Below are 12232 nucleotides of genomic sequence, written 5' to 3' on the forward strand. Positions count from 1 at the left end.
GATAAGACACTACATGAGGACAGTGGCGGGTCCCGGCGTCGATGAGCGGGGCCAGATATATATGCGCAACGAGCTGATGCTTTCCTTTGGTCAATGGACCGATAAAGGCCGTAAAGAGATCAATCAGGACTTTCATGGCGGTTATGTTCCCAAGGGCGCGCAACTGACGGTGAAAGGCGCGGCGTTTGCAATGGCTGACGGCGTCAGCAGCAGTTCGGTTAGTCAGATCGCCAGTGAAACGGCGGTAAAAAGCTTTCTCGAGGATTACTTCTGCACCTCTGACGCCTGGACTGTGCAGCATTCGGCTCAGCGGGTGCTGAGGGCGACCAATTCCTGGCTTTACGCCGAAGGTCAGCGTAGCGTCTATCGCTATGACAAGGAAAAAGGGTATGTCTGTACGTTCAGCGCAGTCATATTCAAATCCGATGTTGCGCATATCCTGCATGTCGGCGACACCCGCGTTTACCGTCTGCGGGACGGTGCTCTGGAGCAGCTGACCCACGATCACCGTTTGTGGGTGTCGCAAAGTCAGAGCTGTCTAAGCCGGGCGCTGGGATTCAGAGAGCACATTGAAATCGACTACCAGCCGTTGCGGCTCAGGTTGGGCGACATCTTTATCATGGCCACCGACGGTGTGTATGAATACTGCGACGCCCATACTTTGATCGAGGCGTTACAGGAGCCCGATGACCTGGACGCTATCGCCAAACGCATGGTCGATCATGCGTTGGAGCAGGGCGGCAAGGACAACCTGACGCTGCAGATCATTCGCGTTGAGGCGTTGCCCGGTGACGTGGATTCTTTGTTTCAACAACAGGTCGAAACCATACCGCTTCCCCCGATTTTACAGGCCGGAGCGGAGTTCGACGGCTATCAAATTTTGCGATGTCTGCAAACCAGCCGCCGCAGTCATGTTTATCTCGCGTTGGATATCGTTTCCAAAACCAAAGTGATAATAAAGACGCCTGCGACGGATCAGCAGGGCGATCCCGCCTACCTGGAGCGCCTGCTCATGGAGGAGTGGATCGCACGCCGCATCAACAGCCTGCATGTGGCGAAGGCCGCGCAGTTCGAGCGACCGCGGGCCTATCTCTACACAGTGAGCGAATACATTGAAGGCCGAACGCTGAGCCAATGGTTGCGGGACCACCCGCGGCCGGATCTGGAAACGGTGAGGGGTATTGTGGAGCAGGCGGCGAGGGGGCTGATGGCGTTTCACCGTATGGACATGCTGCATCAGGACCTAAAACCGGACAACCTGATGATCGACGCGTCCGGCATAGTGAAAATCATAGATTTTGGCTCAACCCGGGTAGGCGGCGTCGCGGAAAACGACCAAGGCGTGCGTCAGCCCAATCTGCTGGGCGCAGCGCTGTACGCGGCGCCGGAATATTTCCTGGGCGAAGTCGGCTCCCCCGGTTCCGATCTCTATTCATTGGGCGTGCTGACTTATCACATGCTGTCCGGCGGATTCCCATACGGCGCCGACGTCGCCAAAACCCGCACCGCCGGCGCGCAGAAACGCCTGACCTACAAACCCGTGCTCAGCGAAGAACGAGATATTCCCGCCTGGATCGACGCCACCCTGAAGAGGGCCGTCCACCCCAATCCCCACAAACGCTACACCGAACTCTCGGAATTCCTCCACGACCTCCGCCACCCCAACCCCGCCTACCTCAACCAAACCCGACCGCCCATTCTGGAGCGCAACCCGGTGATGTTTTGGCAGGGGGTGTCGCTGGTGCTTATGGCAGTGTTGATCTGGCAGGTGATGAGTTGATGGGGCGAGATTCAGTCCTTTAACAATGTTGCACTGGGGAAGTATTCATCAGTAAATAAGGCGTCGCAGATGTTGAGTGAAGTCACCTCATATCAATACCCCGACGGCGCCACCCCAAACGCCTGTTTAAACGCCCGGTTGAAATGGCTTTGGTCGTAAAAGCCTACCCGTTGGGCGATGTGTGCGACGGATAGGGAGCCTTGGGTGAGCAGGGCGCAGGCTTGTTCCAGGCGGAGTCGCAGTAGCCAGGCGTGGGGCGTCATGCCTACTGTGCGTTTGAATTGGCGGAGAAAGAGGAAGCGGCCCAGGCCGCATAAGGTCGCCAAATCGTCCAGCGTGATTTTTTCAGACAGGTTCGCCAGACAGTAATCCTGCATGCGCCGCCACTGTGCATGGGAAAGGGCGTTGGGATCGCGTCCGGACCTGATAGCCCCTGTTTGCGTAAATAACGCATCCAGCACGGACAACCATTCTGACTGTATCGCCAACGTGGAAACCGCCTCTGAACACATGACGTTATGCAACCGGAAAAGTCGCGCCGCCGTTTGAGGGTCTTCAAATACATTGCCGAGCAGTTCCGGGCCAGTATGCGCGTCGCTGAGTTCAGCGCTGGCTTCCAGCATCAATTTCTGTGAGACCCGAAAGGTTCTCAATGTATAGGCGTCGCTGTCGCAGGCTCCGTCATGGATTTCTCCCGGCGGCATCAGCGAAATAAAACCGGGCCCCAGCACCTGAGTTTCCCCTTTGTACTGCTGCCGCTGCACGCCCTCCGTCACAATGCCGATGTGATAATCCAGATGATAATGACGGCCGAAATCAAACTTGGCGAAACGTCCGGCGCCCAGCACCAGACCGGGGATATGGGGGAGTCGTTGATAGTGGACGCTGTCGTTCATTGAGGGATGAGTCGCCAGGAAGTGCAGTAAAACATACGGAGCAAAAGCGCTGGTGTAAGCGGTTTAATCTGCATGAAAAAACCGGTCAGCGTCAATATTTTACAATCCCCGCCGTGGGGGCGACGCTATCCTTTGTCCTTCTTATACTTAACTCTTCACACCAAGTTGGATTTGGAAACTGGATGGATGCAAAAGGTAGGTCATCATGAGCCTTCATATTGAAACGCCGCTATTGGAGTCGCTTCCTCTTAGCGTTAAATCGGGACGCGCAGTCTGGCTTAAAATGGAAGCGCTGCAACCGCCGGGATCATTCAAAATCCGCGGCGTGGGCGCCGCCTGCGAGCATCACAAAGCGCAGGGCGCACAGCGTTTTATCTCCTCATCCGGCGGCAATGCCGGGCTGGCGGTCGCCTATGCGGGGCGACGTCTTGGGATTCCGGTGACGGTTTTCGTGCCGGAAACCACCACCGAAAGAGCCATCGAGCTGCTGCGTTTGGAGCAGGCGGAAGTCATCGTTCACGGTGGAACCTGGCAGGAGGCGAACGAGCGGGCCCAAGCGTTTGTCGGCGCATCGGACGCCTTTATCCATCCCTTTGATGATCCTTTGCTGTGGCGCGGCCATGCGACCATGATCGATGAGGTCGCCAAGGCGGGAATGAAGCCGGATGCCGTGCTGCTCTGTGTGGGGGGAGGCGGCATGCTCTCTGGCGTGGTCGAGGGATTGCAGCGTAATCAGTGGGCGAATGTTCCCGTTATCGCTGTCGAGACTCAAGGCGCCGCCTCTTTTCATGCTGCTTTGGAGGCCGGCCATAGCGTAGAACTGGAGCGCATCGACAGCATCGCCACTTCCCTGGGGGCTAAGCGAGTATCAACGCGCGCCCTGGAGTGTGCGAAGCAGCATCCTGTTCACAGCGTCGTCGTCTCTGACGCCAGCGCGCTATCCGCCTGTGAGCGTTTTTTGACGGATCATCGTATTTTGGTCGAGCCGGCGTGCGGGGCCAGTCTGGCGGTTGTGTATGAAAACCATCCTGTTCTGGCGTCGTTCGACAGGGTTCTGGTGATTGTGTGCGGTGGGGCGACAGCGACGATTGATCAGATTCGAAAGTGGGCGGAAGCGGGATAAGTTTGTCGCTCTGGGAGGCCCTTCGACAGGCTCAGGGCGAACGGGGGTTACCCAGTTGGGTAGTCTTCAGGATGGCCTTCGACGGGCTCAGGGCGAACAGGGTGGGGTTGTCGTTTGTGGTTTGCTTACGTGTCCTTTCCTTTATCGGAAAGGCGGCAGCGATCTGGCTGTCTGGATAATAACAACCACCAAAAAACCGTTCGCCCTGAGCTTGTCGAAGGGCGGCAGTCTCGCAGTGACCTTCTCGCAGTGACCTTGAGCAAAAATGACCCAACGGGAAATAACGTCCACTTGAGCCGACTGGGTTGGAGGCGCTCCGGAAAGCCCTTCGACGGGCTCAGACCTAACGGGCTGGGGTTATCGTTTGTGGTTTGCTTATGTGTCCTCTGCTTTATGGGAAAATCAGCAGCAATCTGGTTGCTTGGATAATAACAACCACTAAGAAACCGTTCGCCCTGAGCTTGTCGAAGGGCGGCAGACTCGCAGTGACCTTGAGCAAAACTGACCCAACGGGAAATAAAGTCCACTTGAGCCGATTTGGTTGGGGCGCTCTGGGAGGCCCTTCGACAGGCTCAGGGCGAACGGGGAGTGGTTGCTTTGTGCAGTTGGGTGGTTTTTCGGGGGAGGCCTTTGGACGGGCCCGGGGTGAACGGAGTGGCTGAGTCGGAGAATCTTTCTGGGAGGAACCTTTGGTAGATTTAATGCAAATGGGGCGTCAATCGCTGTTCTGCCAGGTCAGGACGCCTTTCCTTGGATAAGGGCCGAAGCCGCTAAAAAGTGAGCGGCCCTCCACTTCGACAATATTGATATGTATCCATGCTTCGTGGGATTGACGAAGCCTACTGCGGTCAACGCTGATTTGATCGTCAAGCGCGTACTCTTGCAAGATCGCTTCTATCGCCAAGGCGTCATCTTCGGAGATGCCGCGCGTTGCTCCTCCGCCAAACCAAGGTGGGCCGGTGAAGTAATTTTCCAGTTCATTTTCAGGGCTGACCAGATTCAAGTCCGGTATACCAATTGTGTTCGCAATGGGGATCAATACGCCTTCGTATTCGGGCTGCAAGCAGGCGGTCCCGCCGGTTTGATTGCTGTAAACCACCCCGGATTTACAACTGATAATAATGGCGGTTCCAACAACGTCGTAGAGTGTGATTTTCATGGTTGTGCGGCGTCTACCCAGCGCTTCTTCGACGCAGAATACTGTTTCGCCAGATTGCGAATGCGTTTATTGGCGCCCTGGTCAGCCAGCTGTTTCATCATGTCCCGATCCATATCGCTACGTTCCAGCAGGATTTCATGAAGGCCGGAATCCTGCAATTGCAAACAATCGCGAAAAAGGGACGGGGTTAAGCCGCCGGCTCTCAGGCGTCGCATCAGGGCGACTCGCTCAACTTTGTCGGTTGTCCAGTTTCCGAACTCCTGCGACCGGCGACTGAGCAAGTCGAATTGCGCGTCTGTCAGCCAGGGGGCAGACAGTAACTGAATAAACGCGCTGCCGCCCATCATGCTGTCTGGATCATTAAGCGTCAGGTCAACGAAATGGTTGAGCGCCTCATCCGGGGCGGCGACCCTGGTTGTGATCCAGTGCAGAAATGCGGCGTATCGGTAGTGCTCTGTATTGCTATCGCCGGTTTCCTCATAGACCTGCCATTGCCGTTTGAATAGTTCTGGATCGAGAATCTGATATTCCAGCCATTTGTCGTGATATCCCAGCTTATGTAATTCCATCGTTGCGCACTCCGAAAAAGAGAGGGCGATTCTATCACTTCCAGGCAACCAAGGCCTTGACGCCGTTAAGCTAGATGAAAATGTCAGACGTGTAACGCCCATGTATAACTCAGCGAAAACGTTAGAAATTCTTAAAACAAATCCCTTGGCGAATTAGGTAAGATTGGCGGCGACGCCAATAAAAACCAGGCGCAGTAAACAAGATAGAATATTACCTAAAAGAGAACCCTAATGAGCATTGAATCCTTTGTGGGGACCTGGCTGCTGGTCAGCAGTATTTCCGTAAGCAGCGAGATCGCGCAGGAGCCGGGCGCGGTCCGTCACGACAAAATTAAATCCGGGCTGCGCGGCGCAGGTCAGGAACTGATTGAGAAAGCCAAGCCCACCTCCGGACTGGCCTTGACCATTGACGATAATGGCGAGTTCAAAGAAGAAAAAGAAGGCGAACCCCAGGTCAAGTGGTTCGATACGGATGGCGTTCTGACACCCAAGGTCGTCCCGTTCAGCGGCGTGGTAAGGGCAAACAAGTCTGGCGTATTTTTACAGGCGGACGACATTCCTTCGTGGGCGGCGCCCACCGACCGATACTCCGTGATTCTTCGCTTTGACGACGGCGACACCACAATCAGCGACCAGATCTACCTGATTGACGATAAATTGGTGCGCACCGTGAACGTGGTGACAGATGAAGCCTATCTGGACCGCACTGTGATCGTTTACAGCAGGCTCTAAAAAAGCAACGCGGCGACCCTCGATGAACAACGGTCGTGGCGAGCTTGTCACTCATCGAAGAAGGGAAGCTTCGATAGAACTAAAAATACGCGCTTATAACTGTGAGACTTGCGGGATCGCTGAGGTTATAAAAAAGTTACTGCAGTGAACGCGGAGCATTGCGGATAAAACAGATACGATGGGCGACCACTCTCACCCTTGGGAAATAGCGGGCGACCTTCTTCTCCAGCCTTTTCCAGAGAATCAGCGTATCTATTCGCTCTAGAAAGATTTCCCGGCTAACCTTACGCTTATTATCCTGGTCTTCGGCTTCGGAGCAGCCATCTGTTCCATGAAAAGCATTCCTGCTGAGTCGGGCTGCCGTATTATGAATGATTCTGGGAGTTATTCAGAGGTTCCCTGGAGGCCATTGGACGAATGAAGGTAAAACCATGAAAGGCATTAACGACACTATAAAAGCTTTTATGCAACATTATGCAGAAGAATTCAAAGATTCAGAGGTTCTTCTGGTTCTCGAAAAAGAGTCGATAGAGTCAGAAAATGAAGCAAATAGCGTTTTAAACTTTCTTGATAGTATGTGCAAGAAGGTCCAAGAAGATATGGAGTCAGGAGTGGTCGTACTAAATCAGAAAGTACATACAACTGATGCGGAGAAAGTATGTGATGTGGTTGAAGACTACATTGAAGGATTAGGGTACGAATTCTAATCGAGTTTTTGCCCAACGATGTCTAATCTGGATGGTATTGACAGAAGCCTTAAGAAGGCGTAGAGGGGAAGCTACGGAAGAATAGATATAAAGCTTAAAAATTAGAATTTAAGGGATATCTGAAATTAATTCGATCATCTGATTTGAATATTAAAACTGCTCGGCGCGATGGGTGTTCGCTCACCCGAAGCGCCTAGCCGCAATCTTTTTAGTCTCGTCAGTTACCATGTCAAATTACCGCCTCACACTGGATACACATCCGATTTAGTCGAAATTCGCGGGCAAATATGTTGTTATCTGGAAGAAGGAAGCCGGGAAATGGAAACTGCATCGGGACATTTTTAACAGCAGTGCGCCGATTCCGCAGTAATCATACAGGCGTTTACCGTAATGTATCATCAAGGGCGATCACGCGTGCGCGACGCCCTGAACTTCTTCTTTCAGCCGCGCCGAAGCTGCATGCTCAGCCATCAAGGCACACCTCTTCGCTCACTCCAATATCGTCAATAAAATCCTGATCATGGCTGACGACTAACAGGCTGCCGGTGAAATCGCGAAGCGCTTGGGCGAGCATCAGGCGGGAGTCCAGGTCCAGGTGGTTGTCGGGTTCGTCCAACAACAATAGGGTATCGCCGGGTTGATGACTGATAGCCAGCATAGCGACTTTCATCTTTTCGCCGCCGCTCAAAGTGGCTGCCGCCTGATCCGCTCGCTCTCGTCTCAGACCAATGCCCGCCAACAGCGTACGTTGATCCGTTTCCGACAAGTGCGGGCAATAATGCGCCAGATTTTCCTGTGCGGACTTGGCGCTATCCAACAGCGTGAAATGCTGATCCAGATAGCACAGGCCGGCGCGCACCTGAATCTCTCCGTGAACCGGCGACAGTCGTCCGGCGATAGCTTTCAATAAGGTGGATTTGCCGCTGCCGTTGGCGCCGGACAGGCGGATTTTTTCTCCGAAATTGACAGAGAATGTGATGTCGCTTTCCTGTTGGATATAAGGCAGACGCACTTCGGTGATATCCAGAATACGGGAGACGCGTTTCTCTGTTTGGCCCAGGGACAGGCTTTGCTGTTTGAGCATCTCATGTTGCTTGTTCAGCTTGCTGAGCTGGTCCTGAACCTGCGCCATTTGGCGGTTCTGATTACTTTCCCGGGCGCCGCCAGCGCGCTCCGCGTCCTGCTTCCTGGTGTTCAGAAGGACCTTCGCCTGACTGCCTGAGCGCGCGACCTGCTTGCCCTGGCCAGCCCGTTGTTGCGCCTTTTCCCGATTCTTTTGCATGGTCTGGCGCATCTGTTTGATCTGCGTTTTCGCATGCTCGATGCGTCGTTCCTGACTGGCCAGCTCGTTAGCGCGCTGTTCGGCGTAAACATCATAGGCGCCGCCGTAGTGACGCACGCCGAGACTGTTCAGTTCCAGGATGTCGTCCACACAGCGCAGAATATCGCGATCATGACTGATGATCAGCACGCCGCCAGGGAAGCGCCGCATTTGCTCAACCAACCAGCGTTTGCCCTGTTCGTCCAGGTGGTTGCCTGGCTCATCGAGAATGAGATAGCCATAGTCGGATTGGAAAAGTTGATGTAGCGCGAGCCGGGTCAGCTGACCGCCGCTCAGGGCCTGACAGGGCAATAAGGGATCTACAGGCAGTCCCAGCACCGGCAGTTGCTGCTCCAGCTCTTCCCGCAGCAGCCAGTTGTCGCCGATCAACTCAAAGTCATGAGGATCGCATCCGCCCGCAGCGACGCGGGAGAGGGCTTCCAGCTTGTCGCGAACGCCCATAAAGTCGGCGACAGTTTCATACTGAACAAGCTTTTCTTCCGCGCCAATCTGTCGCAACCAGCCAACGCGACAAAACTGCGTGACGGAACCGGAGTAGGGTTTTTTATCCCTTGTGAGCAACGCCGCCAAAACAGATTTTCCCGCCCCGTTGCGACCCACCAGACCGGTGATTTTATCGTCCAGGGTAAACGTCAGATCGGAAAACAGGGTGTCGCCGTTATCGAAGCGATAAGTTAAGTTTTGCACGCTGATACTGGCCATAAAACCTCCTGTCAATGGCGGAAAGAGGCGCGCCTTGAGATAACGCCCGGAATAGTTCCCTGATGAAGGCTGGGCGAAAATGGCGTTGGGCGGCGCGCGGAAAAAACCGGGAGTAGAGTAGCCCAAACCGGTTTTTGTTGCTATAGCTAACTCATTAACAAATATAGATATTTCATTTAAAACTGTCGTTGCAGACAAATAGAAGGAAGCTATTTGTCTGCCTGATTAATAGTTATTTGCCTGAGAGCACATGCAGAGTTCGTGAGAAAGAATCTGGTCGCTGAGCTTTGTGAGGTGTCAGGTGAAAATACACTTGAGAAAATGGCGCCTTGGATAAGAAGCGAAAGGGCGCATAGCGCCCTTTTTTGCGGCGTATGTTGATTAATTGCGCTGTGGAAACACTCCGTCTAGTGCAATGCAAAATGGTATGGACAGATAGGGCTGTTTATTTTCATGCCCTGCCGATGCGCCAGTGACTGCAAGCATCTGGTTAGACATGGTAACCAGCGTACCCAAAGGAGGTTGCTTGTAGTCTGGTTGGGCGTCGCCTCCCTGATACGCAAATAACTGGTTCCCAGGTTCAGGGGTGGTTCCTGCGCTTGTAACGGCGCTTAGCGTATGATTATGAGAGGGAATTTGACTGGACGTCAGCTGGATCGTAGAGGCGCCGCCGCTTTGCCCTGGTTGGTAACTACTTAGCCCGACACCTGTCCCCCAGGCGATTGGGGCTCGCCCCTCCAGGTTTGGAAGTCCGAAAGTAGTGCTGCCATTTCCTCCGTAAAGAGTGCCAATGACGGCATATAACCCTGGGTTTTGGTTAATCGGATAGATTTGTCCGCTGCAGTACGCCCAGTTTGCAGGTGCGAATTGATAGGTGAACATGCGGATTTCGCCGTAAAACGGTTCAGACATGGCTCCTTGCTCCTATAGTTAGTTGCGGGTCGGGTAGGTCCCGGACATGGAAATAATAAAAGCCAGTGCGAGATAAGGCATGATGTTGGAGTGGGCTCCACCTCCGCTGTTGTTTCCGATCGCTTGTGGCGATAAGGTCGTGATGCCTGTCGGGTCTGTCGTCGTTGTATAGAAACTGATGGCGGTGACCCCTGTCACCTGGTTTGATGGACTGACATTCACCGTCACTGCGTTGTTAGACGCCTGCAGGGCGTGCGTATGAGGAGGGATATTCGCCATGGTCAGCGTCACCGTTTCCGTACCCGTGGCGCTGCCCAGCGGTCGAGTGGTCAACCCCGTCCCGGTTCCAGTGTGAATGGGCGCGCGCCCTCGCATGTCCGGTAGCGCAAAATTTACCGCTCCGTCTCCGCCGTAGGCTATTCCTAACAAGCTATATAGGGCGGACTGCTGCGCGATGGTAAGGATTTCTCCGTTACAAAAACTCCATTGCTGCGGAACATAAGCCCCCGCAAACATTCTGATTTCACCAAGAAAAGAATCTGACATGATGCATCTCCTTTGCTGTGACTAGTTGCGTTGAGGGTATGCGCCGGATAACGCGATACAGAAATTAATTGTCAGTGACGGCTGCATGTTCGCGTGAGGCGTTACGCTGCCGCTGCTGCCGCCATTTAAGCCAATCGCTTGCGAGTTCATCGTCGTCAGGTTGTCCGCAGGGCAGTAAATATCTGGTGTTTCAGCCAGTATGCGGTCGCTTTTGGGGCCGCCTTTATCCGCGGGAGACGATGAGGCGTAGACGGGATGGTTGTGAGCCCCCATGGTGGACTCAGTAATAGTAACTTGCTCTAACCCGCCGGTGACGCCTACTTGGGAGGAATATGACGCGCCGAGATGAACTGGCGTTCGCCCACGAAGATCCGGTAGCGCATAGGTGGATGTGCCGTTGCCGCCGAAGTAAATACCAATGAGAGAATACAATGCCTGGTTCTGGGTGATTTGCTGGATCTGGCCATCGCATTGCGCCCAGTCTTCAGGCGGAAAGCCAAATCCCATCATGCTTATTTGTCCGATATACGGAGTCATTGAGGCGTCTCCTTGTTTGATCCTTGTACAGCCCCGTTGCGCCGACAGGGCGTCAGCCAACAGGTGGCTATCGAGAGTACTAAACAGCCGGAATAGTCTGCATTTAAGGCAATGCATACGGGGAAGATTAGTTGACGTTTTTTTAGGCGGCAAGAAAGTCGAAGGTTTGCTGATGGCCTACATGCCACTGCCTCTGCAGGTCGTAAGTCGACTTTGTAATCGCTTCTTCGTCATTTGGTAATTTCTTTTTGCCGCGCCCTTGCGAAATAGCTGGGTGCTCTATACTTGCTCATAATCTGAACACAATAAAATCAGATCGAGATTGAGCAGTGGCCCTCTCGGGATAGAGGCCATATATCGTTCTTGGGCTGGGAGACAGTCATTATTTCATGGAAAGCCAGGTTCACTTCATTGCAGGCTTGCCCCGGTCAGGGTCTACGCTTCTATCCGGTATTTTCAGACAAAACCCCCGTTTTTACGCCGCAATCAGCAGCCCGGTTTGCGCCCTGATGAGTGGTTGTCTGGAGCAAATGGGGGCGGAGTCGGAGTTCTATACGCTGTTTGATGAGAATCGGCGCAAGCTGATCTGCAGGGGGATTTTTGACGCCTATTATCAACCGAATTCGGACTATGCCCTGATTTTTGACACTAATCGCATGTGGCCCGCACGTCTGCATCAGCTTGTGGAGCTGTTTGATAACTTCAAAGTGATCTGCTGCGTGCGTAATCCGGCTTGGGTCATGGATAGTTTTGAAAGGGTGTGTCGCTCCAATCCTTTTGAATACAGCCGCATGTTTAACCCGCAAAGTCGGCAGACTGTTTATACCCGGTGTGAAGCGCTTGCGGCGGAAAGCGGTTCGGTAGGTATGGCGTTGACGGCGCTGAAAGAAGCGTTCTATGGCGAGTTATCTGAGCGGCTGTTATTGATCGACTACGATCTGTTAACCCAATACCCGCAGAAAACCATCTCTCTCCTGTATCAGTTTATTGGCCAGCGAGAGTTCCCTCATGATTTTAACCATGTTGAGTTCGACGCTGATGAGTTTGATCACGCCATTGGCGTAAAAGGCCTGCACAGGGTGAGAAAGAAAGTGGAGTTCCGCCCCAGGCCCAGCATTTTGCCCCCCGATCTTTTCAAGAAATACAGTGAGTTGGCGTTCTGGCTTGATACCTCAGGGACCAATGCGAGTTGCATCGCGCCCAGGCAATAACGGCGTCAGGCGAAGG

Annotated in this window: 12 protein-coding genes; 5 read left to right on the forward strand and 7 right to left on the reverse strand. The window is 53.6% G+C overall.

Annotated features, from left to right (window positions below):
* Positions 1-13 precede the first annotated feature (13 nt).
* Complete coding sequence (locus HCH_RS14300) at positions 14-1780, forward strand: bifunctional protein-serine/threonine kinase/phosphatase (RefSeq protein ID WP_011397013.1); 1767 nt, start codon at positions 14-16, stop codon at positions 1778-1780.
* A gap of 92 nt (positions 1781-1872) precedes the next feature.
* Here HCH_RS14300 and HCH_RS14305 read toward each other — a convergent pair whose 3' ends face one another.
* On the reverse strand, positions 1873-2676 hold the full coding sequence (locus HCH_RS14305; RefSeq protein WP_011397014.1) for an AraC family transcriptional regulator: 804 nt from the start codon (positions 2674-2676) through the stop codon (positions 1873-1875).
* Between the two features lie 205 nt (positions 2677-2881).
* Between HCH_RS14305 and HCH_RS14310 the strand changes: the two genes are divergently transcribed.
* Positions 2882-3799: a serine/threonine dehydratase family protein gene (locus tag HCH_RS14310; protein ID WP_011397015.1), complete on the forward strand. Its 918-nt coding sequence runs from the start codon at positions 2882-2884 to the stop codon at positions 3797-3799.
* A gap of 715 nt (positions 3800-4514) precedes the next feature.
* On the opposite strand, the gene HCH_RS14315 is transcribed toward HCH_RS14310, so the two are convergent.
* Together HCH_RS14315 and HCH_RS14320 are read right to left on the reverse strand one after the other, a co-directional pair.
* Positions 4515-4958, reverse strand: coding sequence for a DUF6210 family protein (locus HCH_RS14315; RefSeq protein WP_011397016.1), 444 nt, complete (start codon positions 4956-4958; stop codon positions 4515-4517).
* On the reverse strand, positions 4955-5527 hold the full coding sequence (locus HCH_RS14320; RefSeq protein ID WP_011397017.1) for a hypothetical protein: 573 nt from the start codon (positions 5525-5527) through the stop codon (positions 4955-4957). The genes HCH_RS14315 and HCH_RS14320 overlap by 4 nt, the downstream gene beginning before the upstream one ends.
* A 231-nt stretch (positions 5528-5758) precedes the next feature.
* On the opposite strand from HCH_RS14320, the gene HCH_RS14325 reads away from it, so the two are divergent.
* Both HCH_RS14325 and HCH_RS14330 read left to right on the forward strand, forming a co-directional pair.
* Positions 5759-6259: a hypothetical protein gene (locus HCH_RS14325; RefSeq protein WP_011397018.1), complete on the forward strand. Its 501-nt coding sequence runs from the start codon at positions 5759-5761 to the stop codon at positions 6257-6259.
* Between the two features lie 431 nt (positions 6260-6690).
* Positions 6691-6966 (forward strand): hypothetical protein, encoded by a 276-nt coding sequence (locus tag HCH_RS14330; protein ID WP_148212571.1) that lies wholly within the window; start codon positions 6691-6693, stop codon positions 6964-6966.
* Between the two features lie 463 nt (positions 6967-7429).
* On the opposite strand, the gene HCH_RS14335 is transcribed toward HCH_RS14330, so the two are convergent.
* From HCH_RS14335 to HCH_RS14350, 4 genes are all read right to left on the reverse strand, one after another.
* The gene (locus HCH_RS14335) at positions 7430-9010 is read right to left on the reverse strand and encodes an ABC-F family ATP-binding cassette domain-containing protein (RefSeq protein ID WP_011397020.1); all 1581 of its coding nucleotides are present in this window, start codon (positions 9008-9010) and stop codon (positions 7430-7432) included.
* Positions 9011-9391: 381 nt separating this feature from the next.
* Positions 9392-9922, reverse strand: a complete 531-nt coding sequence (locus HCH_RS14340; protein ID WP_041598665.1) for a phage tail protein — start codon at positions 9920-9922, stop codon at positions 9392-9394.
* A gap of 18 nt (positions 9923-9940) precedes the next feature.
* On the reverse strand, positions 9941-10468 hold the full coding sequence (locus tag HCH_RS14345; protein ID WP_011397021.1) for a phage tail protein: 528 nt from the start codon (positions 10466-10468) through the stop codon (positions 9941-9943).
* Between the two features lie 21 nt (positions 10469-10489).
* Positions 10490-11005: a phage tail protein gene (locus HCH_RS14350; RefSeq protein WP_011397022.1), complete on the reverse strand. Its 516-nt coding sequence runs from the start codon at positions 11003-11005 to the stop codon at positions 10490-10492.
* A gap of 389 nt (positions 11006-11394) precedes the next feature.
* On the opposite strand from HCH_RS14350, the gene HCH_RS14355 reads away from it, so the two are divergent.
* Positions 11395-12216 carry a sulfotransferase gene (locus HCH_RS14355; protein WP_011397023.1) on the forward strand — a complete coding sequence of 274 codons (822 nt, stop codon included), beginning with the start codon at positions 11395-11397 and terminating at the stop codon, positions 12214-12216.
* Positions 12217-12232: the final 16 nt, after the last annotated feature.

This window comes from Hahella chejuensis KCTC 2396 (assembly GCF_000012985.1).
Taxonomy (GTDB): domain Bacteria; phylum Pseudomonadota; class Gammaproteobacteria; order Pseudomonadales; family Oleiphilaceae; genus Hahella; species Hahella chejuensis.

Coding starts and splice junctions, on each gene's coding strand:
- HCH_RS14335 (WP_011397020.1), bottom strand. CDS start 9,010: ATGGCCAGTATCAGCGTGCAAAACTTAACTTATCGCTTCGATAACGGC.
- HCH_RS14355 (WP_011397023.1), top strand. CDS start 11,395: ATGGAAAGCCAGGTTCACTTCATTGCAGGCTTGCCCCGGTCAGGGTCT.
- HCH_RS14350 (WP_011397022.1), bottom strand. CDS start 11,005: ATGACTCCGTATATCGGACAAATAAGCATGATGGGATTTGGCTTTCCG.
- HCH_RS14300 (WP_011397013.1), top strand. CDS start 14: ATGAGGACAGTGGCGGGTCCCGGCGTCGATGAGCGGGGCCAGATATAT.
- HCH_RS14330 (WP_148212571.1), top strand. CDS start 6,691: ATGAAAGGCATTAACGACACTATAAAAGCTTTTATGCAACATTATGCA.
- HCH_RS14340 (WP_041598665.1), bottom strand. CDS start 9,922: ATGTCTGAACCGTTTTACGGCGAAATCCGCATGTTCACCTATCAATTC.
- HCH_RS14305 (WP_011397014.1), bottom strand. CDS start 2,676: ATGAACGACAGCGTCCACTATCAACGACTCCCCCATATCCCCGGTCTG.
- HCH_RS14325 (WP_011397018.1), top strand. CDS start 5,759: ATGAGCATTGAATCCTTTGTGGGGACCTGGCTGCTGGTCAGCAGTATT.
- HCH_RS14310 (WP_011397015.1), top strand. CDS start 2,882: ATGAGCCTTCATATTGAAACGCCGCTATTGGAGTCGCTTCCTCTTAGC.
- HCH_RS14345 (WP_011397021.1), bottom strand. CDS start 10,468: ATGTCAGATTCTTTTCTTGGTGAAATCAGAATGTTTGCGGGGGCTTAT.
- HCH_RS14315 (WP_011397016.1), bottom strand. CDS start 4,958: ATGAAAATCACACTCTACGACGTTGTTGGAACCGCCATTATTATCAGT.
- HCH_RS14320 (WP_011397017.1), bottom strand. CDS start 5,527: ATGGAATTACATAAGCTGGGATATCACGACAAATGGCTGGAATATCAG.